This window comes from Pseudarthrobacter sp. YAF2 (genome assembly GCF_052113345.1).
Classification (GTDB): domain Bacteria; phylum Actinomycetota; class Actinomycetes; order Actinomycetales; family Micrococcaceae; genus Arthrobacter.
Map to the genome: position 1 here is coordinate 16397 of NZ_JBFRDA010000016.1, position 25380 is coordinate 41776.

At 64.4% G+C, this 25380-nt stretch carries 20 protein-coding genes and 1 tRNA gene; 17 read left to right on the forward strand and 4 right to left on the reverse strand.

From position 1 onward, the window contains the following. The first annotated feature begins 5 nt into the window (after nt 1-5). The 4 genes from ribH to hisF all read left to right on the forward strand — a co-directional run bounded on the left by ribH (nt 6) and on the right by hisF (nt 2654). Complete coding sequence (gene ribH / locus AB4Y79_RS16585) at nt 6-491, forward strand: 6,7-dimethyl-8-ribityllumazine synthase (protein ID WP_308931252.1); 486 nt, start codon at nt 6-8, stop codon at nt 489-491. Nucleotides 492-604: 113 nt separating this feature from the next. After that, entirely contained in the window at nt 605-868 is a 264-nt protein-coding gene (locus AB4Y79_RS16590; protein ID WP_009358176.1) for a phosphoribosyl-ATP diphosphatase, read from the forward strand. A gap of 84 nt (nt 869-952) precedes the next feature. After that, on the forward strand, nt 953-1813 hold the full coding sequence (gene hisG / locus AB4Y79_RS16595; RefSeq protein ID WP_441864057.1) for an ATP phosphoribosyltransferase: 861 nt from the start codon (nt 953-955) through the stop codon (nt 1811-1813). A 64-nt stretch (nt 1814-1877) separates the two neighbouring features. After that, entirely contained in the window at nt 1878-2654 is a 777-nt protein-coding gene (hisF, locus tag AB4Y79_RS16600; RefSeq protein WP_441864061.1) for an imidazole glycerol phosphate synthase subunit HisF, read from the forward strand. 77 nt (nt 2655-2731) lie between these two features. Here the strand turns inward: hisF and AB4Y79_RS16605 are convergent, their stop codons facing one another. Further along, the gene (locus tag AB4Y79_RS16605; protein WP_366307124.1) at nt 2732-3376 is read right to left on the reverse strand and encodes a TIGR03085 family metal-binding protein; all 645 of its coding nucleotides are present in this window, start codon (nt 3374-3376) and stop codon (nt 2732-2734) included. A 111-nt stretch (nt 3377-3487) separates the two neighbouring features. On the opposite strand from AB4Y79_RS16605, the gene hisI reads away from it, so the two are divergent. The 11 genes from hisI (at nt 3488) to pyk (ending at nt 18785) form a co-directional block, all read left to right on the forward strand. Beyond that, nucleotides 3488-3940, forward strand: coding sequence for a phosphoribosyl-AMP cyclohydrolase (gene hisI / locus AB4Y79_RS16610; RefSeq protein WP_441864066.1), 453 nt, complete (start codon nt 3488-3490; stop codon nt 3938-3940). A gap of 107 nt (nt 3941-4047) precedes the next feature. Continuing rightward, nucleotides 4048-5610, forward strand: coding sequence for an anthranilate synthase component I (locus AB4Y79_RS16615; RefSeq protein WP_441864069.1), 1563 nt, complete (start codon nt 4048-4050; stop codon nt 5608-5610). Further along, nucleotides 5610-6254 carry a Trp biosynthesis-associated membrane protein gene (locus tag AB4Y79_RS16620; RefSeq protein ID WP_441864072.1) on the forward strand — a complete coding sequence of 215 codons (645 nt, stop codon included), beginning with the start codon at nt 5610-5612 and terminating at the stop codon, nt 6252-6254. Before AB4Y79_RS16615 ends, AB4Y79_RS16620 begins: the two co-directional genes overlap by 1 nt. Before the next feature lie 104 nt (nt 6255-6358). Beyond that, the gene (locus tag AB4Y79_RS16625; RefSeq protein ID WP_308931247.1) at nt 6359-6646 is read left to right on the forward strand and encodes an HGxxPAAW family protein; all 288 of its coding nucleotides are present in this window, start codon (nt 6359-6361) and stop codon (nt 6644-6646) included. Beyond that, nucleotides 6646-7467 (forward strand): indole-3-glycerol phosphate synthase TrpC, encoded by an 822-nt coding sequence (gene trpC, locus AB4Y79_RS16630; protein ID WP_441864075.1) that lies wholly within the window; start codon nt 6646-6648, stop codon nt 7465-7467. Before AB4Y79_RS16625 ends, trpC begins: the two co-directional genes overlap by 1 nt. Before the next feature lie 125 nt (nt 7468-7592). After that, nucleotides 7593-8912 carry a tryptophan synthase subunit beta gene (gene trpB / locus AB4Y79_RS16635; RefSeq protein ID WP_441864078.1) on the forward strand — a complete coding sequence of 440 codons (1320 nt, stop codon included), beginning with the start codon at nt 7593-7595 and terminating at the stop codon, nt 8910-8912. Between the two features lie 11 nt (nt 8913-8923). Continuing rightward, nucleotides 8924-9736: a tryptophan synthase subunit alpha gene (gene trpA / locus AB4Y79_RS16640; protein ID WP_441864220.1), complete on the forward strand. Its 813-nt coding sequence runs from the start codon at nt 8924-8926 to the stop codon at nt 9734-9736. A 3-nt stretch (nt 9737-9739) separates the two neighbouring features. Next, complete coding sequence (lgt, locus tag AB4Y79_RS16645) at nt 9740-10906, forward strand: prolipoprotein diacylglyceryl transferase (protein ID WP_441864081.1); 1167 nt, start codon at nt 9740-9742, stop codon at nt 10904-10906. 260 nt (nt 10907-11166) lie between these two features. Then, nucleotides 11167-15780 (forward strand): glutamate synthase large subunit, encoded by a 4614-nt coding sequence (gene gltB / locus AB4Y79_RS16650; RefSeq protein WP_441864084.1) that lies wholly within the window; start codon nt 11167-11169, stop codon nt 15778-15780. Beyond that, on the forward strand, nt 15773-17230 hold the full coding sequence (locus AB4Y79_RS16655) for a glutamate synthase subunit beta (RefSeq protein WP_441864087.1): 1458 nt from the start codon (nt 15773-15775) through the stop codon (nt 17228-17230). Before gltB ends, AB4Y79_RS16655 begins: the two co-directional genes overlap by 8 nt. Nucleotides 17231-17294: 64 nt before the next feature. Continuing rightward, complete coding sequence (pyk, locus tag AB4Y79_RS16660; protein WP_441864090.1) at nt 17295-18785, forward strand: pyruvate kinase; 1491 nt, start codon at nt 17295-17297, stop codon at nt 18783-18785. 120 nt (nt 18786-18905) lie between these two features. Here the strand turns inward: pyk and AB4Y79_RS16665 are convergent, their stop codons facing one another. Next, nucleotides 18906-19511 (reverse strand): ANTAR domain-containing response regulator, encoded by a 606-nt coding sequence (locus AB4Y79_RS16665; RefSeq protein ID WP_009358190.1) that lies wholly within the window; start codon nt 19509-19511, stop codon nt 18906-18908. A 203-nt stretch (nt 19512-19714) separates the two neighbouring features. Here AB4Y79_RS16665 and AB4Y79_RS16670 point away from each other — a divergent pair. Next, nucleotides 19715-19796: transfer RNA gene (locus AB4Y79_RS16670), tRNA-Leu, on the forward strand. Between the two features lie 86 nt (nt 19797-19882). After that, the gene (locus AB4Y79_RS16675; protein WP_441864094.1) at nt 19883-21013 is read left to right on the forward strand and encodes a tyrosine-type recombinase/integrase; all 1131 of its coding nucleotides are present in this window, start codon (nt 19883-19885) and stop codon (nt 21011-21013) included. Between the two features lie 944 nt (nt 21014-21957). Here AB4Y79_RS16675 and AB4Y79_RS16680 read toward each other — a convergent pair. Together AB4Y79_RS16680 and AB4Y79_RS16685 are read right to left on the reverse strand one after the other, a co-directional pair. Beyond that, complete coding sequence (locus tag AB4Y79_RS16680; RefSeq protein ID WP_441864097.1) at nt 21958-24006, reverse strand: KAP family P-loop NTPase fold protein; 2049 nt, start codon at nt 24004-24006, stop codon at nt 21958-21960. Nucleotides 24007-24289: 283 nt separating this feature from the next. Continuing rightward, nucleotides 24290-24952, reverse strand: a complete 663-nt coding sequence (locus AB4Y79_RS16685) for a hypothetical protein (protein ID WP_441864100.1) — start codon at nt 24950-24952, stop codon at nt 24290-24292. Nucleotides 24953-25380: the final 428 nt, after the last annotated feature.

Here is a 25380-nt window from a genome sequence, read left to right on the forward strand (position 1 = left end):
AACCTATGAGCGGACACGGCGCCCCCGACATCGACCTCAGCACCCTTAACCCGTCCGAGACTTCGCAGCTGAAGCTGGCCATCGTGGCAGCCAGCTGGCACACGCAGATCATGGACGGCCTCCTGGACGGCGCCCTGCGGGCCGCGAAGGACGCAGGCATCAGTGAACCCACCGTCCTGCGGGTTCCCGGCAGCTTCGAGCTGCCGGTGGCAGCCGCAAGGCTCGCCCCACATTTTGATGCCGTGGTGGCCCTCGGCGTCGTAATCCGCGGCGGCACGCCGCACTTTGACTACGTCTGCCAGGCCGCGACGTCGGGCCTCACCGACGTCAGCGTCTCCACCGGTGTTCCGGTGGGCTTCGGCGTGCTCACCTGCGACAACGAACAACAGGGCCTGGACCGCGCCGGCCTGCCCGGCTCCAAGGAAGATAAGGGCCACGAGGCAGTGACCGCGGCTTTGGCGACCGCGGTGGTCCTGAAGCAGTACGCCTAGCACCGGCGTCCGGCGTCCGGCGTTGCGGGCGCGGTGTGTATTCGCTCACATCGCGCCCGTCATGGAACGGCCCGGGAAGCGCCCGTGCGGCCGCAGCAAGTAGGCTGGAGGGCGTGAAGAATTTCGAGACGCTGTTCGCTGAGCTCAGCGAGAAGGCAGCCACCCGTCCGGAAGGCTCCCGCACCGTCGCAGAATTGGAGTCCGGTGTGCACGGCATCGGCAAGAAAGTCGTTGAGGAAGCAGCCGAAGTTTGGATGGCTGCCGAATATGAATCCGATGAAGCAGCGGCAGAGGAAATTTCCCAGCTTTTGTACCACCTGCAGGTTCTGATGCTCGCCAAAGGCCTGACCCTGGAAGACGTCTACAAGCATCTGTAGCCACCGGTCCGGCGCCTGCCGCCGGGCCCGCCGTGGCCTGCATTGCCTGATAACCCAGACCTTCCACCCCAGAAAGAATTCCCCATGCTGCGAGTAGCCGTCCCCAACAAGGGCTCCCTGTCCGAAGCCGCCTCCGCCATGCTCTCCGAAGCCGGATACCGCCAGCGCCGCGATAGCCGCGAACTGGTCATGGTGGACCCCGACAACGACATCGAGTTCTTCTTCCTCCGTCCCCGCGACATTGCGGTCTACGTCGGCCAGGGAACGCTCGACGTCGGCATCACCGGCCGTGACCTGCTGCTGGACGCGGAGGTTGAAGCCGAAGAGTTGCTGCCGCTTGGATTCGCCGCGTCTACCTTCCGGTTTGCCGGTCCGGTGGGCGACTTCGGTTCCGCTGCCGAGCTCGAAGGCAAGCGCCTGGCCACCAGCTACGACGGACTGCTGCGCAACTACCTCGCCGAACGCGGCATCAACGCAAAGGTCGTCAGGCTCGACGGCGCCGTTGAGTCCTCCGTCCGGCTGGGCGTCGCCGACGCCATCGCCGACGTCGTGGAGACCGGCAACACCCTCAAGGCCGCCGGCATGGAAATCTTTGGCGACCCCATCCTGAAGTCCGAGGCAGTCCTGATCCGCCGCACCGGCAACGGCGGCGCCGCAAATGGCACCGCCAAGGAAATCGAGGTCCTCATCCGCCGCCTCCAAGGCGTCCTGGTGGCCCGCCAGTACGTGCTGATGGACTACGACATCCGCAAGGAACTCGTGGAGAAAGCCGCCGGCCTGACCCCCGGCCTGGAATCGCCCACCGTCTCGCCGTTGCGGGACTCCGACTGGGTCGCCGTCCGGTCCATGGTTCCCAAAAAGGAAACCAACCGGATCATGGATGAACTGTACGACCTCGGCGCCCGCGCCATCCTGGTCAGCAGCATCCACGCCTGCCGTATCTGACGCCGCCGGCACAGCCCACGGTCCAGGCCCCGTTCATCAGCACCGCAGAATCCCAGGAGTTCCCATGGCAGTAGCAGTTCGGGTCATTCCCTGCCTCGACGTCGATGCCGGACGCGTCGTCAAGGGCGTCAACTTTGAGGGCCTCCGGGACGCGGGCGACCCCGTGGAACTCGCCCACCGGTACGACAAAGCAGGCGCCGATGAACTCACCTTCCTCGACGTCACGGCGTCCTCCGGGAACCGCGAGACCACGTTCGACGTGGTCCGCCGCACCGCCGAGGAAGTGTTCATCCCGCTGACGGTCGGCGGGGGCGTCCGGGGCGTAGCAGAGGTGGACAAGCTCCTGCGCTACGGTGCGGACAAGGCCTCCATCAACACCGCCGCGGTGGCACGGCCTGATGTCATCGACGAAATCACGCGCCACTTCGGGTCCCAGGTGCTCGTTTTGTCTGTGGATGCCCGCCGCACCCGCCCGGGCTCCCAGCCCACGCCCTCGGGATTCGAAGTGACCACGCACGGCGGCCGCACCGGCACCGGGATTGACGCCATCGCCTGGGCCAGGGAAGCCGCCGACCGCGGTGTGGGGGAGATTCTCCTCAACTCCATTGACGCCGACGGCACCAAGGACGGCTTCGACCTCGAACTCATCAAACTGGTCCGGGCCGCCGTCAGGGTTCCGATCATCGCTTCCGGCGGCGCAGGGGAGCCCGCGCACTTCCCGCCCGCGGTTGCCGCCGGCGCGGACGCCGTGCTCGCCGCGTCGATCTTTCACTGGGGCCCTGACGACATGATGTCCCAGGTCAAAGAGGCCATCCGCGCGGCAGGCTTCGAAGTACGCTGAGCACCGATGGTTGGGCTTGTCGAAACCTGTTTTCGACAAGCGCAATGACTGGTGGTTGAACCGGCGGGGACGAAGCCCTAGAGCCCTACTTCTGCCGACTGGAGGAGGGCGACGGCGTCCGGCTGGCCTTCGAAGGTGACCAGGGCGTGGCGGGTCCGGCCGTGGGCGTGCATCAGCAGTTCGCCCGGCTCACCGACGATCGCCACCGAAACGGGTGCCCGCTTGGCAACATGGCGCGGACCGGACGGGCGGACCAGGACGATGCCGAGGTCCACGCCGCGGTACAGGATGGCGGCACGCTTGACCAGTTCGTCCCAGAGCGCATCCGAGTACGCCTCGTCCAGGGCCCGTGGCGCCCACCGGTCCACCGCGCGGCGGACGTCCTCGGTGTGCACGAAGTACTCGATCAGGTTTGCGCTTTCGTCCAGCGCCTTGATGCTCATCGGCGAGAGCGCCGGCGGGCCCGCGCGGAAAGTGTTCACCAGCCGGGCATAGTCCTCGTTGCTGGTCAGCTTTGCTGCGAGCTTGGCGGTGGCCTGGTCCGATGCTTTCGCCAGGCGCTTGATGATCAAACCAAGCCCGACGGCGGCCTTCCGCTCCCGCAGGTACAGGTGCGCGGCAAGGTCCCTGGTGCGCCAGCCCTTGCACAGCGTGGGCGCATCAGGGCCGGCCGCAAGCAGGGTCTCGGCCAGGACTTCTCGGGACGGTTCGACGAAATGCATCACTTGTGAAACTAGCACGAGAGGTGAGAAGTTGGGCAGCATGGCGCCGCCCGGTGGCGTGCCGTTGTTCACATCGGGAGTGCGGCCGGCAAAGGCACTAGACTTGACCCGATGTCTGAGCAGCCAACCCCCGCCCCTACCGCCGGATCCAACGGATCCCGGGTACCGTCGTCGTCCGCTGAATCCGCCGCGGCAACACCAGCCGCCGGCCCGCTTCCCGAGGAGGTGGCAGCCGCGCTCAAGCGCGATGCTGCAGGCCTGGTGGCAGCGGTGGTCCAGCAGTTCGACACGAACGAGGTCCTGATGCTTGGTTGGATGGATGACGAGGCACTGCACCGGACCATGACCACCGGACGCGTCACGTTCTACTCGCGGTCACGCCAGGAGTACTGGCGCAAGGGCGACACCTCCGGGCACGTCCAGTGGGTCAAATCAGTTGCCATGGACTGCGACGGCGACGCCCTGCTGGTCCGGGTCGACCAGGTAGGCGCCGCCTGCCACACCGGCACCCGCACCTGCTTCGATGGCAGGGACCTCAACGTAGTCACAGGCCAGGCAAGCTAGGCCGGACGGGCTTCCGGGCCCGGCGTCCCACCGCGGCCACCCAGCAAGCACACTCAAGGAGACCGGCACGGCCGGCCCTTTCGAAGAACAGGCGGACAAGCATAGCCATGCAGGACCTTGGAACCATCAGCCCAAGCCTCGAGGAATTCCGGGAAATCGCCGGCCACAGCCGTGTCATCCCCGTCAGGCTCAAGGTGCTGGCCGACGCCGAAACCCCCATCGGCCTGTACCGCAAGCTGGCGCAGGGCCAGCCCGGGACGTTCCTGATGGAATCGGCGGCTGTCGGTGGCGCATGGTCCCGCTACTCCTTCATCGGTGCCAGGTCCCGCGCCACCTTGACCACCAAGGACGGCCAGGCCCACTGGCTGGGCGAACCGCCCGCCGGTGTTCCAGTCAACGGCAGCCCCGTCGATGCCGTCCGCGACACCATCGCCGCCCTGCGCACCGACCGCTTCGAGGGGCTCCCGCCCTTCACCTCCGGCCTGGTGGGATTCCTGGGCTGGGAAACAGTCAGGCACTGGGAACGGCTGGTCAGCCCGCCCGAGGATGACCTGCAACTGCCGGAAATGGCCCTGAACCTGGTCACCGACATGGCCGTTCACGACAACGTTGACGGCACGGTCCTGCTCATCGCCAACGCCATCAACTTCGACAACAGCTCTGAGCGCGTCGACGAGGCGTGGCACGACGCCGTCGCCCGGGTCAGGGAACTCCTGGCAAAGGTCAGCGCCCCCGTGCCGCAGCCGGTCTCCGTGCTGGAACCGGCGGCGCTGGATTTTGCGTCCAGCGTCCAGGAACGCTGGGACGAGGCCGAGTACCTTGCCGCACTGGACCGCGGCAAGGAAGCCATCGTGGACGGCGAGGTCTTCCAGGTGGTGATCTCGCGCCGGTTCGAGATGGAGTGCCGGGCCTCCGCGCTGGACGTGTACCGCGTGCTGCGCAACACCAACCCCAGCCCGTACATGTACATCTTCAGCCTGGCTGACGCCGAGGGCCGCGAGTACTCCATCGTTGGGTCTTCGCCCGAAGCCCTGGTCACGGTCACCGGTGAGGAAGTCATCACCCACCCGATCGCCGGGTCCCGTCCGCGCGGGAAGACCGTGGAAGCGGACAAGGCCCTCGCCGAGGAACTGCTCGCGGACCAGAAGGAACGCGCCGAGCACCTGATGCTGGTGGACCTCTCCCGCAACGACCTCTCCAAGGTTTGCGTGGCGGGCACCGTGGACGTCACCCAGTTCATGGAGGTGGAGCGTTTCAGCCACATCATGCACCTGGTGTCCACCGTGGTGGGCAGGCTGGCACCGCAGGCCAAGGCCTATGACGTCCTGAAGGCGACCTTCCCGGCCGGCACCCTCTCGGGTGCGCCCAAGCCGCGCGCACTGCGCCTCCTGGACGAACTCGAACCGCACCGTCGCGGCATCTACGGCGGCGTGGTGGGCTACCTCGATTTCGCCGGCGACATGGATATGGCCATCGCCATCAGGTCCGCATTGATCCGTGAAGGCCGGGCCTACGTCCAGGCCGGCGGCGGCATCGTGGCTGACTCGGTGAACCCCACGGAGGCCCTCGAAACCGTCAACAAAGCCGCCGCCCCGCTGCGCGCGGTCCACACGGCCGGCTCCCTGCACAACATCTCCGCGGAATCACTCCCCGGCGGGACGGAGTCCTGATGTCTGATTCCGGGTTGGCCGCCGGCAGAGCGGGGAAACCAGGCAAGGCCAGGAAGGCCCGGGCCACTCCGGTGTGGGCGCGCAAGTCCACACTGGTGCTGCTGATCGTGCTCCTGGCCCTGGCCGCGTTCGGCACCACCACCCAGACGTGGATGACAGCCACGCTTGACCCCAACCAGGCAGGTGCGGCGCAAAGCGTCCTCCCCGTGCAGGGGAGCAAGGCGGCCACCACCGTCACGGCCCTGGCGCTGGTGGCCCTGGCCGGCGGGCTTGCCGCCTCCATTGCCGGCAGGATCGCCCGGTGGGTCATCACCGCGATCATCGTCTTTGCTTCGGCCGGCATCGTGGCCGCCGCCGCCACCGTCCTCGCGGACCCGCTGGCAGCGGCGCAGGGAACCATTGCCACCGCCACCGGCGTTTCCGGCAGCCAGGCGCACGTCGAGCTGACCGCCTTCCCGGCAGTCGCCGTCGTCGCCGGCTGCCTGCTGGCCCTGGCCGCCCTGCTGATCATTCCTGCGTCCCGGCACTGGAAGACGCGCACCAAATATGACGTGCCCGTCGCAGCGGGGTCAGCCGCACCGGCCGGACCCGTGGACGAGATCGACAGCTGGGACAGGCTTTCGCGCGGCGACGACCCCACCTAAGGGCGGCCGCCGCCGTCACCGGAACCGGCGGGACACCTGACGGTACGCGGGCGGCAGCCAAAAAATGGCAGAATGTAAGCAGTATCCATCCTGAGGAGATTTCCATGAGCAAAGCACCTGCGTCCGTTTCCACGTCAGGCACCCGCACGGTAGCCCCCGGCGCCATTGACCACAGCCAGGACCTTGGCCACGGCAACAGCCCGGCCGCCTGGACCTGCGTCATCGTCATGCTCGTCGGCGCACTCATCGCAGCCATCGCGTTCGTCATCGCCAGCACCCCCATCTTCATCGGCGGGGCCGTGGTCATGGTGATCGGATTGATCCTCGGTTACGTTATGCGCAAGGCAGGCTACGGCGTCGAAGGCAGCAAGCTGAAGAACTCCGGCCACTGATGGCAACTGTTCTCGACGACATCAACGCCGGTGTCCGGGAGGATATGGAGGCCAGGAAGCAGCTGGTTTCGCTGGCCGAGCTGAAGGACCGCGCCGGGTCGGCCGCGCCGGCGCACGACGCCTGGGCGGCCCTCGGCGGCACCTCCCCAACCCGGGAACAGCTGAAAGTCATCGCGGAAATCAAGCGCCGCAGCCCCTCCAAGGGCGATCTCGCCAGCATCGGGGATCCGGCATCGCTGGCCAGGCAGTACGCCGACGGAGGTGCCTCCGTCATCAGCGTCCTCACCGAACAGCGCCGCTTCAACGGTTCCCTCGCCGACCTCGACGCCGTGCGCGCCGCCGTCGACGTCCCGCTGCTCCGCAAGGACTTCACGCTTGACGAGTACCAGATCTGGGAGGCCCGTGCCCACGGTGCCGACCTAATCCTCCTGATCGTTGCCGCGCTCTCCGACGCCCAACTCAGCGAGTTCAGTGCCCTCAGCGCCGAACTGGGCATGAACGTGCTGGTGGAGACGCACACCGAAGAGGAAATCGAGCGTGCCGTGGCGGCCAACGCCCGGATCATCGGCGTCAACGTGCGCAATTTGAAGACGCTCGACGTCGACCGTTCAGTCTTCGCCTCATTGGCGGGGCTGATCCCCGGGGAAGCAGTCGTGGTCGCCGAATCGGGCGTGCGGGACGCCGACGACGTCACGCATTACGCCGCAAGCGGCGCCAACGCGATACTGGTGGGCGAGGCCCTGGTGAGCCACGCGACACCCCGGGAACGGATCGCCGAATTCACCGCCGCGGGTGCCGCCGCGATCGCCGCGCGCCGCTGACGGCACCTGGCCACCCTGCATTGCGGAGCCGGCCGGCGCCGGCCCCGCAATGCTTGCAATCACCGATCCGGCCCACGCCGGAACAGCACACTTTTGACCGATCAACTTGGAACAGGACGGGACTGATGGCCGACGCACCCTCAGGGAACGCTGAGAACAACACCGCGGAAGCATTCCTGCAGGGCGGATCCCTCCGCCACGCGCCGGGACCGTACTTCGGCAGCTACGGTGGCCGGTGGATGCCCGAGTCCTTGATCGCCGCCCTGGACGAACTTGAGGAAACCTTCAACAAGGCCAAGGACGATCCCGAGTTCCGGGCCCAGATAGCCGACCTGAACAAGAACTACTCCGGCCGGCCGTCGCTGCTGACCGAGGCCAAGCGGTTCTCGGAGCACGCCGGGGGAGTGCGGGTGTTCCTCAAGCGTGAGGACCTCAACCACACGGGTTCGCACAAGATCAACAACGTCCTGGGCCAGGCATTGCTCGCCAAGCGCATGGGCAAGACCCGGATCATCGCCGAAACCGGCGCCGGCCAGCACGGGGTGGCCAGCGCCACCGCGGCTGCCCTCATGGGCTTGGAATGCGTGGTGTACATGGGCGCCGAGGACTGCCGCCGCCAGGCGCTGAACGTTGCCCGGATGGAGCTCCTGGGTGCCACGGTCATCCCGGTCACCAGCGGATCCCAGACCCTCAAGGACGCCATCAACGACGCCCTCCGGGACTGGGTGGCCAACGTTGCCAACACCCATTACCTGCTCGGGACCGCTGCCGGGGCCCACCCGTTCCCCGCCATGGTCCGCTACTTCCACGAGGTCATCGGGGAGGAAGCCCGCGCACAGATCCTGGAGCAGGAGGGCCGGCTCCCGGACGCTGTCTGCGCCTGCATCGGCGGCGGATCCAACGCCATCGGCATCTTCCACGGCTTCCTGGATGACCCTTCCGTGAAGATCTACGGCTTCGAGGCCGGCGGCGACGGCGTGGAGACCGGCCGGCACGCCGCCACCATCTCCCTGGGCAAGCCCGGCGTCCTGCACGGCGCCCGCTCCTACCTGATGCAGGACGACGACGGGCAGACCATCGAGTCGCACTCCATCTCCGCAGGCCTGGACTACCCCGGGGTCGGCCCGGAACACTCCTACCTCTCGGACATCGGGCGGGTCAGCTACGAGCCCATCACCGACACCGAAGCCATGGAAGCCTTCCGCCTCCTGTGCCGCACTGAGGGCATCATTCCGGCCATTGAGTCCGCTCATGCGCTGGCCGGCGCCATCAAGGTGGGCCAACGGCTTGCCGCGGAAGACCCCGCCAACGCTGGGGAGAAGATCATCATCGTCAATCTCTCCGGGCGGGGCGACAAGGACGTGGCCACGGCAGCCGAATGGTTTGACCTGCTGGATAAGAATTCCGCCGAATCGGAAATCGGCAAAGAGGGGGAGCAGCTGTGAACCACGCAGAGATGACCAGCAAGTCGGCAGCCGCCATCGACCGGGCCCGCTCCCAGGGGCGGTCGGCACTCATCGGGTACCTGCCCGCCGGCTACCCCAGCGTTGAGGACACCATCGCCGCCGGCATCGCCCTGGCTGAGAACGGCGCCGACCTGATCGAGATCGGCATTCCCTATTCCGACCCCGTCATGGACGGCCAGGTCATCCAGGCCGCCACCACCGAGGCATTGGCCAAGGGCTTCCACGTCAAACAGGTCTTCGACGTCGTCGCCGGCATCACCAGCAAGACCGACGCTGCCGTCCTGGTCATGACCTACTGGAACCCGGTGGTCCGGATGGGCGTGGACGAATTCTCCCGACGCCTTGCCGAGGCCGGCGGGGCCGGGCTCATCACGCCGGACCTGATTCCGGATGAGGCCGCAGAGTGGATGGCAGCCTCGGACAAGTACGGCCTGGACCGGGTATTCCTGGTAGCCCCGTCCTCCACCGCCGAGCGGATGCAGCGGACCGTGGACGCAAGCCGCGGGTTCGTGTACGCCGTCTCCATCATGGGCGTCACCGGTGCCCGGACATCGGTCAGCACGGCGGCGAAGGACGTAGTGGCAGCAGCCCACGCGGCCGGCGCTGAGCGCGTCTGCGTTGGACTTGGGGTTTCCACCGCGAACCAGGTCCGCGAAATCGCCGCCTACGCCGAAGGCGTCATCGTGGGTACCGCGCTGGTCGCGGCCATCCGCGACGGGGGCGTGGACGCGGTCGCCGCCCTCACCAAGGACCTCAGCACCGGCCTGGCGCCGGAAGCCGGCCACACCACGGACGGAGCCTAAGCCATGCAGGCACTGATCCAGGCAGCCGCACTGGCACCCACCATGGTATCCGGCAGTATCCCCAGCCCCAGCTGGTCAGGCTTCGATATCCCGCTGCCGTGGGGCAGCCTGCGGATCCACGCCTACGCGCTGTGCATCCTGGCCGGAATTGTCGTTGGACTGTGGCTGACCTCCGTCCGCTGGGCCAAGCGCGGTGCCCCCGAAGGCAGCGTGTGGGACATTGTCATCTGGGCCATTCCCTTCGGCATCATCGGCGGCCGCCTCTACCACGTGGTCTCGTCACCGGATGCGTACTTTGGCCCCGGCTTCGACGGCACCGGCGACCTCTCGCTGATTCCGCAGATCCAGCGCGGCGGCCTCGGAATCTGGGGCGCCGTCGTCCTGGGCGCCGTCGGTGCGTGGATCGGTTGCCGCCGCAGCGGCGTCAAGCTCAGCGCCTTCGTCGACGCAGCCGCACCCGGCCTGCTCCTGGCCCAGGCCCTGGGACGCTGGGGCAACTACTTCAACCAAGAACTCTTCGGCGGCCCCACCACGCTGCCGTGGGGGCTGCAGATCGACGCAAACAACCCGAACTTCCCGGCCGGACTGCCTGCAGACACCCTCTTCCACCCCACCTTCCTCTACGAGTCGCTGTGGAACGTGGCAGGCGTACTGATCCTGCTCGCCCTGGACCGGCGGTTCAATTTCCGGCGGAGCAGGCTTTTCTGGCTGTACGCCATGTACTACACCCTGGGCCGCGTCTGGATCGAAGCGATGCGCATTGACGACGCCGAACAGATCAGCATTTTCGGCATTACCACCCGGCTCAACGTGTGGACCAGCATCTTCGTGTTCGTGGCGGCCCTGATCGCCTTCCTGCTGCTGGGCCTCAAGGGCCGGCCGGAGCCGGACACGGTGTACCTGCCGGGCCGCGAACCGGAGGAAGCACCCGTGGCCGGGGCAGCCGTGGAAGACGACGAGGAAGTCCGTGATCCGGACACTGTTGTCTCAGATAGTGATTCGCGTGGTAATCTCCCAGGTAACCAAAGCGGTTCCCGGCATGCTTCCGACCCCACGGAAGAAACCGCGGCGGCTCCGGCAGGCTCCAAGCCTGGTCTGGATGCCACGGCTTCCGGAACTTCCGGCAGCACAGCCACAGGACCCGCATCGGAGGCCGGCGCCGGTAAGTAGGAAGCCGGCCAGGCAGGGCAGCAGAGCCACCGCTCGAAGGGCCCGAAACCACAATGTCGTGGCATGGGGCCCGTCCTGGCAGCAAAGAGATGCCGCCGGATGAAGCCCCGGGCAGGTACCTGCGTAACCGTTAGTTCAGCAGGCTGCGCTGACCTACAATTTCCAGTAATCAACACTTTGTTGTGCCCTTGCAACGGCGCCGACGAGTGGGGCCAACGGTGTCCCTTCCATACGCACGATCAGGAGGAAGGACGTCTCCCATGACCCAAACTCTTAACACTCCCAGCTGGTCCGAACCGGAACAGCCTGAGACTGCACTGTCGCCGTTCAAGCGCTTCGCCGCCATGCCGGAGGCTGCCGGGCTGTACAACCCGGAGCAGGAGAAGGACGCGTGTGGCCTTGCCATCATCGCGACCCTGCGCGGGGAGCCCGGGTACGACATCGTCGATGCTGCCCTGACTGCCCTGCGCAACCTTGAACACCGTGGTGCCGTGGGTGCCGACGAGGGAACGGGCGACGGCGCAGGGCTGCTCATGCAGATCCCCGACGAGTTCTTCCGGGCAGTCACCGAGTTCGAGCTGCCGGCGCCCGGCCAGTACGTGGCCGGCACGGCGTTCCTGCCTGCAGAGCAGCGGGAAGCCAACGCAGCCAAGGCAGGCATTGAAGGCCTGGCCGCAGACGAAGGACTGAAGGTCCTTGGCTGGCGCGAGGTGCCGGTTGTCGCCGATCTCGTGGGCGCCATGGCCCGCGCCTGCATGCCCTACTTCTCCCAGCCTTTCCTGGCCTCCGCCAGCGGCGAGGAACTGGACCGCAACGAACTCGACTCCCGCGCCTGGCGGATCCGCAAGCGCGCCCAGAACAAGTTCGGCGTGTACTTCCCCTCGCTGTCCTCGCGGACCATCGTCTACAAGGGCATGCTGACCACCGCCCAGCTGGAGCCGTTTTACCCGGACCTTTCGGACAAGCGCTTCAAGACCAAGCTGGCGATCGTCCACTCGCGCTTCTCCACGAACACGTTCCCGTCCTGGCCCCTGGCCCAGCCGTTCCGCACCATCGCCCACAACGGTGAAATCAACACCGTCAAGGGCAACCGGAACTGGATGCGCGCCCGCCAGTCACAGCTGGCCAACCCGCTGCTGGGCGATTCCCCCGAAGAGCTGTACCCCATCTGCACCCCCGGTGCGTCGGACTCCGCGTCCTTCGACGAGGTAGCCGAGCTGCTCTGGCTCTCCGGCCGCCCCATTACGCACTCGATCATGATGATGATCCCCGAGGCCTGGGAAAACCACGCCACCATGGATCCCGCACGGCGCGCGTTCTACGAGTACCACTCGCTGCTGATGGAACCGTGGGACGGCCCTGCCGCCGTCTCCTTCACCGACGGCAACCTGGTAGGCGCCACCCTGGATCGCAACGGCCTGCGCCCCGGCCGCTTCTGGATCACCGAAGACGGCCTGATCGTCTTTGCCTCCGAGGTGGGCGTGATCGACGTCGAGCCCTCCAAGGTGGTCAAGAAGGGCCGCGTGTCCCCGGGCAAGATGTTCCTGGTGGACACCGAGGCCGGCCGCATCATCGACGACGAAGAGGTCAAGGCTGAAGTCGCCGCGGCCAACCCGTGGGCCGAGTGGGTCAAGGACAACCTGATCGACCTCAACGAGCTGCCCGAGCGCGAGCACGTGGTCCACACTGCCGCGTCCGTGAACATCCGCCAGCGCACCTTCGGGTACACCACCGAGGAACTGAAGATCCTGCTGGGCCCGATGGCCCGTACCGGTGCCGAGCCGCTGGGCGCCATGGGTTCCGACACCCCGGTGGCGGTCCTGTCCAAGCGCCCCCGGCTGCTCTTCGACTACTTCGTGCAGTCCTTCGCTCAGGTGACCAACCCGCCGCTGGACGCCATCCGCGAGGAACTGGTCACGTCCTTGACGTGCGCCATCGGACCCAACGGCAACCTGCTGGATACCAAGCAGGTGCGCCAGCCGCAGGTCCAGCTTCCGTTCCCGGTGATCAACAACGACCAGCTCGCCAAGATCGCCAACATCGAGGATGCCGATGGCAACCGCGTGGCCATGAAGGTCCGCGGCCTGTACCGCCCTGAAGGCGGCGAGAACGCACTCCGTGCCCGGCTCACCGAAATCTGCGAGCAGGTCTCCGGTGCCATCAACCGCGGTGTCCAGTACATTGTGCTCTCCGACCGTGACTCGAACGCCCAGTGGGCCCCGATCCCGTCCCTGCTGCTGGTCAGCGCCGTGCACCACCACCTGCTGCGCAGCGCCAACCGCACCAAGACCGCCCTGGTGGTCGAGGCCGGCGACGTCCGCGAGACACACCACGTGGCCGTCCTGATCGGCTACGGCGCGTCCGCCGTCAACCCGTACCTGGCCATGGAATCCGTGGAGCAGCTCATCGCCGCAGGCGACGTGACGGGCGTAACCCCGCAGGACGGCGTCTACAACCTGATCAAGGGCCTCGGCAAGGGTGTCCTGAAGATCATGTCCAAGATGGGCATCTCCACTGTTGCCTCCTACACCGGCGCCCAGACGTTCGAGGCCCTGGGCCTGGGACAGGAACTGGTGGATGAGTTCTTCGCCGGCACGCACTCCCAGCTGGGCGGCGTGGGGCTGGACGTCATCGCCGCCGAAGTTTCCGCGCGCCACCAGATGGCGTACCCGGAAGGTGGCATCGAGCAGCCGCACCGGCCCCTGCTGGGCGGCGGCGAGTACCAGTGGCGCCGCGACGGCGAACCGCACCTGTTCAACCCGGAGACCGTCTTCCGGCTGCAGCACGCCACGCGTGAGCGCCGCTACGACATCTTCAAGGCCTACACCAAGGGCGTGGACGATCAATCCACCAACCTGATGACCCTGCGCGGGCTGCTCAAGTTCAAGAACGAGCGCCCTTCCGTTCCGCTTGAGGAAGTGGAGCCCGTCTCCAGCATCGTCAAGCGGTTCTCCACGGGAGCGATGAGCTACGGCTCCATCTCCCAGGAGGCCCACGAGACCCTGGCCATCGCCATGAACCAGCTGGGCGGCAAGTCCAACACCGGTGAAGGCGGCGAGGACGTGGACCGCCTGCTTGACCCCAAGCGCCGCTCTGCCGTCAAGCAGATTGCCTCCGGCCGCTTCGGTGTGACCAGCCTGTACCTGACCAACGCCGACGACATCCAGATCAAGATGGCCCAGGGTGCCAAGCCCGGCGAAGGCGGCCAGCTGATGGCGCAGAAGGTCTACCCCTGGGTGGCCCGCACGCGCCACTCGACCCCCGGCGTCGGACTCATCTCCCCGCCCCCGCACCACGACATCTACTCGATCGAGGACCTGGCGCAGCTCATCTACGATGCCAAGCGCGCCAACCCGTCCGCACGGGTGCACGTGAAGCTCGTCTCCGAAGTGGGGATCGGCACTGTGGCGTCCGGCGTGACCAAGGCGAAGGCCGACGTCGTACTGGTGTCCGGCCACGACGGCGGAACCGGCGCCTCGCCGCTGAACTCGCTCAAGCACGCCGGTGTTCCCTGGGAGCTTGGCCTGGCCGAGACCCAGCAGACGCTGATGCTCAACGGCCTGCGCGACCGCGTGGTGGTGCAGGTTGACGGCCAGCTCAAGACCGGACGCGACGTTGTCATCGCCGCGCTGCTGGGCGGCGAGGAATTCGGCTTCGCCACCGCCCCGCTCGTGGTGGAAGGCTGCATCATGATGCGCGTCTGCCACCTGGACACCTGCCCGGTGGGCGTTGCCACCCAGAACCCCGAGCTTCGTGCCCGCTTCAGCGGCAAGCCGGAGTTCGTGGTCAACTTCTTCGAGTTCCTGGCCGAGGAAGTCCGCGAAATCCTCGCCGAGCTTGGTTTCCGGAGCCTCGAAGAGGCCATCGGCCACGCCGAGGTCCTGGACGCCCGCGACGCGGTCAACCACTGGAAGGCCGACGGCCTGGACCTGGACCCGATCCTGCACGGCCTGGAGTTCGACGACGACGCGCCGCTGCGGAACATGACCGGCCAGAACCACGAGCTGGACAAGCACTTCGACCAGCGGCTGATCACCATGGCCACCGAGGCGCTGACGGACCGCAGCCCCGTGAAGATCAACGTGGACGTCATCAACACCGACCGTTCCGTTGGCACCATGCTCGGCCACGTCGTCACCAAGACCTATAGCACCGACGTGCTGGCCACGGACACGATCGACATCACGCTGAACGGCACTGCCGGCCAGTCGCTGGGAGCCTTCCTGCCGGCGGGCATCACGCTGCGGCTGTTCGGTGACTCGAACGACTATGTGGGCAAGGGCCTTTCCGGTGGCCGGATCATCGTCCGCCCGGACCGCACCAACGTCTTCAAGGCGGAGACCAACGTCATCGCCGGCAACGTCATCGGCTACGGCGCGACCAGTGGCGAGATATTCCTGCGCGGCCAGGTGGGCGAACGCTTCCTGGTGCGCAACTCCGGTGCCACGGCCGTCGTCGAAGGCATCGGCGACCACGGCTGCGAGTACATGACCGGCGGCCAGACGCTGATCCTGGGGCGCACCGGGCGCAACTTCGGCGCGGGCATGTCCGGCGGCACCGCCTACGTGCTGGACCTGCGGACCACCCGCGTCAACAAGCAGGCCCTTGAATCCGGCGAGCTGCAGCTGCGTGAGCTCGACGCCGAGGACCGCGACATTGTCCATGGGCTGCTGGTGAAGCACATTGAGGAAACCGACTCCCAGTTGGCGGCGCGGCTTCTCGAGAACTTCGACGACACCGCTGCCCGCATTACCAAAGTGCTGCCGCGCGACTACGCGGCCGTGCTGCAAACCCGTCTTGACGCCATCGAAGAGGGCCTTGACCCTGACGGCGAAGAAGTATGGTCTCGAATCCTGGAGGTGACCGGTGGCTGATCCACGCGGATTTCTGAAAGTACGCCAGCGTGAAACCCAGCCGCGCCGTCCCGTTCCCGTGCGCATCATGGACTGGAAGGAAGTCTACGAAGCGCAGGAGAAGGGCGTCCTGAAGGCGCAGGCCGGACGCTGCATGGACTGCGGCGTTCCGTTCTGCCACCAGGGTTGCCCTTTGGGAAACCTCATTCCCGAGTGGAACGACCTCATGTGGCGCGACAAGGGCGAGGAAGCGATTGAGCGGCTGCATGCCACCAACAACTTCCCCGAGTTCACCGGCCGGCTGTGCCCCGCGCCGTGCGAGGCCTCCTGCGTGCTGGGGATCAACCAGCCCGCCGTCACCATCAAGCAGGTTGAGGTTTCGATCATCGACGAGGCGTTCGAGAACGGCTGGGTCAACCCGCTGCCGCCCGCACGCCTGACCGGCAAGACCGTTGCGGTGGTCGGGTCGGGACCGGCAGGCCTGGCCGTCGCCCAACAGCTCACCCGCGTGGGCCACACCGTGGCGGTCTACGAACGCGACGACAAGATCGGCGGACTGCTGCGCTACGGCATCCCCGACTTCAAGATGGAAAAAGAGCAGGTGGACCGCCGCGTCGAGCAGATGAAGGCCGAAGGCACCCGCTTCCGGACCGGCGTGGCCGTGGGGACCGACGTGACCTGGGAGCAGCTGCGCCGGCGCTACGACGCCGTCGTGGTGTGTACCGGTGCCACCGTCCCGCGCGACCTGCCCATCCCGGGCCGGGACCTCGAAGGCGTCCACTTCGCCATGGACTACCTCGTGCCCGCCAACCGCGTGGTGGCCGGGGAAGCCATCGAGAACCAGATCCACGCCAACGGCAAGCACGTGATCATCCTGGGTGGCGGTGACACCGGTGCCGACTGCCTCGGCACCGCCCATCGGCACGGCGCAGCATCCGTGACCACCCTGGCGATCGGCAAGCAGCCTCCGGCCGAACGTGCCAGCCACCAGCCGTGGCCCACGTTCCCCAACCTCTTCGAGGTGGCCAGCGCCCACGAGGAAGGCGGCGAACGCACCTACCTCGCGTCCACCGTTGAATTCGTTGGCGAAAACGGAAAGCTCACCGGCGTCAAGGTGGCCGAAACCGAATTCGTCGACGGCAAGCGCCTCCCCAAGGCCGGCACCGAGCGGATCATTCCCGCCGACCTCGTGTTCCTGTCCCTGGGGTTCACCGGAGCCGAACCGGCCGGTATCACCGAACAGGTGCACGCCGAGTTCGACGGCCGCGGCAACGTGGCCCGCGACGGCTACTACATGACCAACACCGAGGGTGTCTTCGTTGCCGGTGACGCCGGACGCGGACAGTCCCTGATCGTGTGGGCCATCGCCGAAGGCCGCGCCGCCGCAGCAGCAGTGGACAAGTACCTGATGGGAAGCACCATCCTTCCCGCTCCCGTCGCGCCGACGGACCGCGCCATCGCCGTCCTCTAGGGGTGCATCGAGGGTTCACCTCGCCGACAACTTAACCAATGCAAGAGACCAATAGGGTAGGTATATGAGACGCGCAAAAATTGTGGCTACGTTTGGCCCGGCAATTGCCAGCTATGAGAACACCCTGGCTGTGCTGGAGGCCGGCGTTGACGTCGCCCGCATGAACATGAGCCACGGCGATTACACCGTGCACGACAACACCTACGAAAACGTCCGCAAGGCGGCAAAGGACCTGGGCAAGGCCGTGGCGATCATGGCCGACCTGCAGGGCCCCAAGATCCGCCTGGGCCGTTTCGTTGACGGCCCGCACGCCCTGGCCGTGGGTGACATCTTCACCATCACCACCGAGGACGTTCCCGGCACCAAGGAGATCTGCTCCACCACCCTGAAGAGCCTCACCGAGGACGTCAACGTGGGGGATGCGTTGCTGATCGACGACGGCAAGGTGGCGTTGCGCGCCATTGAGGTCGACGACGTCAAAGTCGTTGCCGAGGTGACCGTCGGCGGCATGGTGTCCAACAACAAGGGCATCAACCTTCCGGGCGTGGCCGTCAACGTTCCCGCCCTGAGCGAGAAGGATGAGGACGACCTCCGCTGGGCGATGCGCCGCGGCGTTGACCTGGTGGCTCTGTCCTTCGTCCGGGACGCAACGGACATCGCCCGCGTGCACGAGATCATGGATGAAGAAGGCCGCCGCGTGCCGGTCATCGCCAAGATCGAGAAGCCGCAGGCTGTTGAACAGCTTCCCGAGATCATCGATGCGTTCGACGCCATCATGGTGGCCCGTGGCGACCTCGGCGTGGAGCTTCCGTTGGAGGAAGTGCCGATCGTGCAGAAGCGCGCCATCGAACTGGCCCGCCGCTGGGCCAAGCCGGTCATCGTGGCCACCCAGGTGCTGGAATCCATGATCGATAACCCGCGCCCGACCCGTGCAGAGGCATCCGACTGCGCCAACGCCGTCCTCGACGGTGCCGACGCCGTCATGCTCTCCGGTGAGACCAGCGTGGGCAAGTACCCGATCGAAACGGTCAAGACCATGGCCCGGATCATCGAATCCACAGAGGTCCACGGCCTGGAGCGCGTCCCCCCGCTGGGGACGAAGCCCAAGACCCGTGGCGGCGCCATCACCCGTGCCGCCGTCGAAATCGCCGACCAGCTGGACGCCAAGTACATCTGTGCGTTCACCCAGTCCGGCGACTCCGCGCGCCGCCTGTCCCGCCTGCGCCCCATCAAGCCGGTCTTCGCGTTCACCCCGGTGGAGCAGGTCTGGAACCAGATGGCGCTGACCTGGGGCATCCAACCGGTGCTGGTGCAGATGGTGGACCACACCGACGCCATGACCGCGCAGGTGGACCGCAGCCTCGAGGAAATGGGCCTGGTGCAGGACGGTGACCTGGTGGTCATCGCTGCCGGTTCCCCTCCCGGAAAAGCCGGTTCCACCAACTCGCTGAAGGTGCACAAGGTAGGCGACCTCGCCGATTCCACGCGCGCCGGTGAAGTCAGCAGCAACAAGGAAAAGCTCGGCCCCTGGCCGGAAAAGAAGAAGAAGGCCTAGCCTGGTCTTGGGTATGTAAAAGGACCCCTGCCGGTTGGCGGGGGTCCTTTTCGTTGGTGTGACCTTGGTGCGTCGGTGACCGGGCCGGCGTGGTAATGCCTGCCAGGCCCGGCCCGCGGTCTAGTTGACCTGGTTGATGATGGTTTCGGCGACCTCGCGCATGCTGAGGCGGCGGTCCATGGAGGTCTTCTGGATCCAGCGGAAGGCTTCCGGTTCCGTCAAGCCCATCTTGGTGGTGAGCAGGCTCTTGGCGCGTTCCACGAGCTTGCGGGTGGCGAACTGTTCCTGCAGGTCGGAGACCTCGCTCTCGAGGGCCTTGATTTCCTCGTGGCGGGACAGAGCGATCTCCAGGGCCGGGATGAGGTCTGCGGGCGTGAACGGCTTGACCACGTAGGCCATGGCGCCGGCGTCGCGGGCACGCTCCACCAGTTCCTTCTGGCTGAAGGCGGTCAGCAGCACCACGGGCGCGATGCGGGCCTTGACGATCTTCTCGGCCGCTGAGATGCCGTCCATGACGGGCATCTTGACGTCCATGAGGACCAGGTCCGGTTTGAGTTCCTCGGCGAGCTGGACGGCCTTCTCGCCGTTGTCCGCCTCGCCCACGACGTCGTAGCCTTCGCCGCGCAGGATCTCGATGATGTCGAGGCGGATGAGGGTTTCATCCTCTGCCACAATGACGCGGCGCGCCGGCTGGGACGTGGGCTTGGACTCCGTCTGTTCAGTCACGGGATCTCCTTGAAAAGGTACGGCGGGACATCACTATCTTAGGTGCCACCGCGGCTGTACTTGGTTTGCAGGGTTTGTTTGCGGCGACGACGGCGCGATTCTGGAATTCAGCCTATCTGCATGTAGAGTAATTCCGCGTACGTGAAGCGATCGCGTTGCTCACAGTCAGCTGTGGGCGCAGCGGTTTGCTCCATGTATTCCGCGCCCGAGTGGCGGAATTGGCAGACGCGCCGCACTCAAAATGCGGTATCGAAAGGTGTGTGGGTTCGAGTCCCACCTCGGGCACCGTGTTGTCGCAGGTCAGGGGCCTATATGGCCCCTGACTGTTGACAAAACCCCCAAATCTGTTGACACGGAACTAGCATTTTTATGTGGCTAGTATCCGGAAACGCGTCAAAAAGGACGGCTCATCGTCCTTCATGGTGGTCTGGCGCGACCCCAAGATCCGGAAGCAGCAGGGCATTACTGTCGACTCCGCTCATGAGGCTGAAACGCTCAAGCGGTTGCTTGACGCGAACGGTCAATCCTTTGAGATCGCCCAGCAGGCACTACTGGACAACAGGGCGAAGATACCCACGGTTGGGGAAGTAATTCAGGAGCACATAGACCTCCTGATTCGGCCGTCGAGCGGGACCGTCAAGACGTATCAGACGATGCTTGATCTTCATGTGAAGAAGGTCATCGGGCACGTCCCCGTCGACAAGCTGGATTATCGGATGATCGCCTATTGGGTGAAGTCGATGATGGCCAAGGGACGCTCACCGAAGACGATCAAGAACGTGCACGGTCTAATCTCTGCGTCGATGAACACCGCGGAGATGCTGGGGTACATCACGCGTAATCCTTGCCGCGGCGTGCAGCTGCCGAGTGTCGAGAAAGCCGAGGACGAGATGATGTTCCTCACCCATGCAGAGTTTGGATTGATCATGGACGGCATGGGGGAGCGGTACAAGGACTTCACGAACTTCCTGGTGATGACCGGGACGCGCTTTGGCGAGGCGACGGCGCTTACCGTTGCCGACATCGACTTGTTGGGAAAGCCGGCGACCGCTCGGATTAACAAGGCATGGAAGCGGGACGGGCAGAATCAGTTCTACATCGGCCCGACAAAGACCGGCGCGGGCAAGAGGACTATCGGGTTGAATCCGGCGCTGGTTGATCTACTGATTCCGTTGGTGGCTGGCCGCCTTGGTAGTGACCTGCTGTTCTCGACGCCCAAGGGTGAACGGATCGTGCACAAGCTGTACTGGCACCACTACTGGATACCGGCGGTCAAGGCAGCCCAGGATCGTGGCCTACGGAAGAACCCCCGCATACACGATCTGCGGCACACGCATGCCTCATGGTTGATTCAGGATGGTGTCCCTATCTTCACGATCTCGCGTCGGTTGGGGCATGCGTCCACCAGGACTACAGAGGGCGTTTACGGGCACCTGATGCCGGAGGCACTGCAGGCTGGTGCGGACGCTACAGAACGGTCGGTGTCCGCCTTTATGCGGTGAAGCAGCGGGGCTCGTTAGTCAGCTGCTAGGAAGCCACGCGATTGCGGGCTCTAGTTCCAATGAGCCGAGTGTGGGTGTTGTTTCGCTCAATTACATCGGATGCCGGGTCAGAGCGGGGCGCTATCTCGCTAATCCTGGCGATCTCCGCGATGTGCTCAGACGTAAAGACGATCTTTCCCTTGCCCCAGCACGCGTGAGGGAAGCGTCCCGCAGCAGCGCCGTCACGCAGCCATCCTTCGCTGCAGCGCATGAGGGCTGCAGCTTCGGCAGGCTCGAAAAATTCTAAGTCCATGTCAACCCCGTCATTTGTTCACCTCGGCTGTTCATTGCTGTGAGCATCGGCGGGAACATGACGAAAGTGCGCGGGTCCAGGACTGTCTCTATTTGGAAAGATTTATGAGACATCCACGCCGACGTGCAGGAAGACTGACCGTTGGATCGCGAAGCCTGTGGAGTTCAGCGCTAAATGGCGGTTTTTGCAGCGCTATTTGGCACAAAGCTGCCCACAGTGGGATAGCCGACATTGTGATTTCTGAGCCTCTGGAGCCGCAATTGCTTTAACGGACGGCGTCCGTTCGATGTTTGGTGGCAGTTGGTCGGTAGGTTCATCCGCAGGGGAAGTTGTTCTTGCCCGTCCGGCTGCCTAACTAGTCGCTCGGGGAGGGTTGACGATTCCAGAGGGAAGGATAGTCGGCTCACAAGGGCGTAGGACAGCGGGTATGACCGTCGCCATCGTCAGAGGGTCTACCTTCATATCCTGATCATCGGAGTACGTTCCGGAGTATTCCGCGGGGATCCACGGCAGATTTTTGGGACCGAGTACGTCTGCCAGCACGCGCCGAACTCGGTGCCGAAATCAGTGGTGGTCAAAAGTGCGGGGGAGCGTTTGTGACTGGCGGGGTGGCTATACGTCCCCCTATCTCACCCAAGTTGATGTTGCGTGGCTAGAAAAAGCCCCGGGCATGAAGACTCTGGGTGGCGAAGTCTCGGCGCTGGCCATCTGTCAGTTCTCGATCCTTCCGGTCCGTGACCTCGTAGTCCGAGACTTTAGCATCCGAAGGAATCTCGGAGAGCGCGTATGGCCTTGCCACGTTTCCAAGGGCGAACCTGAATTCCTCCTCACGAAACGTGACGTCATAGCTGACCCCGGCACCGACCCATTCATTGAAGGAGACGAATGCAGTTGCGGCGTCTACAAGTGTTAATGCGCTCGTCACGCGTTTTGACAAGAAGCCGCTGTGATCTTTGACATCGGTTATCCAGATACAGAAAGACGTCATGTGGATAAGCTCTGGCCTGGCCAGCGTCGAGTGCAACGATTCGTTCCGTACTTCGGACACCCAACTCTCTACAATTCCGGTGTAGAGACTTTTAATTTCCGAGGTGTCGTAACGCCTGGAGCGCTGAGCTGCGTAACCGCTGGCAACAAGCGTCGGATACCCGAACCGTGCAATGACGCCTTCCGTTGAGACAAGCCTCGTCTTGAGTGAAAGGAATATCTCTTGGGCCAGCCAGTGCTCAGCCGAGGAAGATCGGAAGAGTTGCGTCTTCCCCATCGCGCTTAGTTCCGTGCGGACGTTCTCGGCGAAGTCGAGCACGGAAAGCGATGTCTGCTGTCTGTGGCGTCGAAAATTGATAATGGTTTCAAGGGCGAGGGATGACCGCTCTCCGTCAGGTCCGAGGAGTATCTGCTTCAGCTCCTCCGCATCCTGGCTGCCAACGACGTCGGAATCAAGTAAGCGAAGCGCATTCTGGGTCCTTCGCTCGCTGACGTCATCATCTGCCAGCCCGACCTGAAAGTATCGATCAAAGTATCTAGATAACCTCATGCGGCCTTGGCGACCCGAGAAACCGGCGCCCAGACCCGCTGGTTTGAATAGGTAAGTGACCGCTTCTTGGACAGGTCTGGCGTGTCCGCGTGTGACGAGCGATTCGATGCATTGCATCCTCTTATTCTGTGTCTCACCTGCGTCCCCTTCCCGCCACGAGAGATAATCAAGGGAATTCAAGCGAATGTGATCCCAAACCTGATGATGAGCGATGCGCAACCAAGTCAAGGCTGTGAAATCTAGGGCGTCGACTTCGGCTTCTGCCAGCAGGCCGTTTAGGCTAATCATCTGTTCCTTCAACCGTTCGGCCGCCCGCGGAGTTTCGAGGCCCAGAGCGAGGATCCGTACGAGGTCTTCGCGATCCTCGGCATGTTCTGCCCCGGAGTCTTCTCCGACCGGACTGACCGCGTCAAGGATCGCTCTACTCCACCGGCGACGAACCACCGTGGGAACCGGCGGGACCTCAAATGGATACTGAACGATCTTTTCCATAAATTCAGAGCTTTCGCCACTCATACCAGTTGCATTTAGGACACCATCGACCGTTGCCTGGTCATAAGCCAACAGATAGTGAACGTTCGTGAAACGACCCAGCAATCGCACTACGCGCAGGAGCGATCGCAACTCATCACCATCGAGTCGATCGACATCGTCGACTATGACAAGCACCCTCTTATGTTGAGCGGCGATATCGTCACTGAGTGTGCGGAATTCCGAATGCCAGGCGGGCCGCTTCGTCATCTCGGAGATCACGTCTGCCGCGAGAGCGGACGCTGTTCCTCCGACCACTGGGATCATCTTCAGCATCGGGGCGCCAAAGCGTGAGTAGGTAGTCAGCTTTTTCTTCAGCGATGACGCCTGCGGAAAAGCCTCTGATAGAGCAGAAACGAATTCTGCCGTAATGGAACCCACGTCCGCAACTGACCAAGGGCTGAACCACACGGTTGTCCAGTTGTTGCCTAACTGCCTCACGACATCCTTAAGGAGCGTAGTCTTACCGCTGCCCCAAGGGCCGACCAACCCAAAAACCGTAGACCCCTGACCATCCACACACGAGTCAACACGATTCGCTACTACACGGGTGAACTCGTAGCGCCCGGCGATATCGCTTTGTTCTCGAGATTCATCGCTCCAGGGTGGCATCGGGTTGGTTTTGTTTCTCATGCCCTTAGTCAATCATTCGTCAGCTAAAGGAATATCCAGAGGCGAGGATGGAGTCCGGACGCCGTCTTGAAAAGCTAGTACTTCATGAGATAGCGCTAGTGAGTGTCGTCTGCTGGAGCGGCGGCCGTCAAACTCCTAGAAAGGCGGGGATTTCACGCGCAGGAGGAATCTCGTTTAGTCGCCTCGCCGCGAAGTGTCTCAGCAGACGCGGGGGGAGGGGCATCTGAGGCAGACCGAGATCTGTTTCCTGAGGCTGCCAGGTAAAGGATCCTTCTCCTGGCAGCTATTTCGAAGGGCTCTCGTGTAGCCATATGGCTCGGTCCAAGGCTCGGGGTTCAACGTTGAGCTCTGCTGCGGCAAGCTGGAGGAGGTTCCGTGTTCGTGCTGGGGTCAGTTTGTTCCCGTCGCCGAGAAATCGGGCGAGATAGCGCTGTACCATCACGTCTGGCTTTGTTTCGGTGCCGACTCCTGCATTCATGATCAGGTATGACCAGGCAAGCGCGCCGAAGCCTTTGACTGAAAGCCATGCTGCCTTTACGGAGTTATCTCCGGCAGCCACGGCCGTCCGAAGGTGTTCCGTAGTGCTGACAGGGGTCTGCAGGGCTGTGAGCCGGGAGAGGCCCTCGTAGATACCTTCGGGTCGTACGCGATTTGTTCCAGGGAGCTTGCTTTCGTTGCGCAGGATGTCGCGGGCAAAGTCTGCGGGGCCACCGGCGCTCTCCACAGCCTTCATCAAGTCCGAACCGCTGTCGGTTTCTGATGTCGAGCGAAACGCGCGGTACTTGGCAAGTACATTCGTCGCTGCGGCCGAGCTCCCGCGTAGCGAGTAGGCCGAGTTCAGGGCGCACAGCGCAAGAGAGTTACGAAACTCCACGGGGGCTCTCCAGGCGGAGGGATCGCCGAGATCCTCAACGATGGCCTTCAGGAGAAGATCCAATTCAGTCATGCCCGGATCATATCCGCATCTCTCGTTCAAGGGTTCGGTTATGGCAAGGGGCCGGAGAGTGTGTCCGGCCCCTTGCGAGGTTGTCTGTTTGCGAACCACGACTGACAGTCATCGCCACTGCCGAAGCGGGACAAACTCTCAGCCCCAGATGAGTGGACCGGGTAAGCTACCGCCAGACGATGAGACGGCGCTGCGGCTGGCCCCCTAATGGGGGAGTCAGGCGTGGGGAGATCCTTGGTTAAGTCAGATTAATCGTGAGAGCTGCACGTCTTTGTAAGGCGTGGCCGATCCCCCGGCGTGTAGGTTGACCCACGTGTAGCCATCTTCTTTAAGCCGTTTTAGCAGTGCTTCAGTGGCTAGTTCACTTACCGGAACCCACCCGTCCATTCCTCCCGGTTCTGGCCGCGTCAAGGTCGTTCTGTCTGGAT

Coding starts and splice junctions, on each gene's coding strand:
- ribH (WP_308931252.1), top strand. CDS start 6: ATGAGCGGACACGGCGCCCCCGACATCGACCTCAGCACCCTTAACCCG.
- AB4Y79_RS16615 (WP_441864069.1), top strand. CDS start 4,048: ATGCAGGACCTTGGAACCATCAGCCCAAGCCTCGAGGAATTCCGGGAA.
- AB4Y79_RS16685 (WP_441864100.1), bottom strand. CDS start 24,952: ATGACTGAATTGGATCTTCTCCTGAAGGCCATCGTTGAGGATCTCGGC.
- AB4Y79_RS16680 (WP_441864097.1), bottom strand. CDS start 24,006: ATGAGAAACAAAACCAACCCGATGCCACCCTGGAGCGATGAATCTCGA.
- hisF (WP_441864061.1), top strand. CDS start 1,878: ATGGCAGTAGCAGTTCGGGTCATTCCCTGCCTCGACGTCGATGCCGGA.
- trpC (WP_441864075.1), top strand. CDS start 6,646: ATGGCAACTGTTCTCGACGACATCAACGCCGGTGTCCGGGAGGATATG.
- lgt (WP_441864081.1), top strand. CDS start 9,740: ATGCAGGCACTGATCCAGGCAGCCGCACTGGCACCCACCATGGTATCC.
- AB4Y79_RS16605 (WP_366307124.1), bottom strand. CDS start 3,376: ATGCATTTCGTCGAACCGTCCCGAGAAGTCCTGGCCGAGACCCTGCTT.
- gltB (WP_441864084.1), top strand. CDS start 11,167: ATGACCCAAACTCTTAACACTCCCAGCTGGTCCGAACCGGAACAGCCT.
- hisG (WP_441864057.1), top strand. CDS start 953: ATGCTGCGAGTAGCCGTCCCCAACAAGGGCTCCCTGTCCGAAGCCGCC.
- AB4Y79_RS16620 (WP_441864072.1), top strand. CDS start 5,610: ATGTCTGATTCCGGGTTGGCCGCCGGCAGAGCGGGGAAACCAGGCAAG.
- AB4Y79_RS16625 (WP_308931247.1), top strand. CDS start 6,359: ATGAGCAAAGCACCTGCGTCCGTTTCCACGTCAGGCACCCGCACGGTA.
- hisI (WP_441864066.1), top strand. CDS start 3,488: ATGTCTGAGCAGCCAACCCCCGCCCCTACCGCCGGATCCAACGGATCC.
- trpA (WP_441864220.1), top strand. CDS start 8,924: ATGACCAGCAAGTCGGCAGCCGCCATCGACCGGGCCCGCTCCCAGGGG.
- trpB (WP_441864078.1), top strand. CDS start 7,593: ATGGCCGACGCACCCTCAGGGAACGCTGAGAACAACACCGCGGAAGCA.
- pyk (WP_441864090.1), top strand. CDS start 17,295: ATGAGACGCGCAAAAATTGTGGCTACGTTTGGCCCGGCAATTGCCAGC.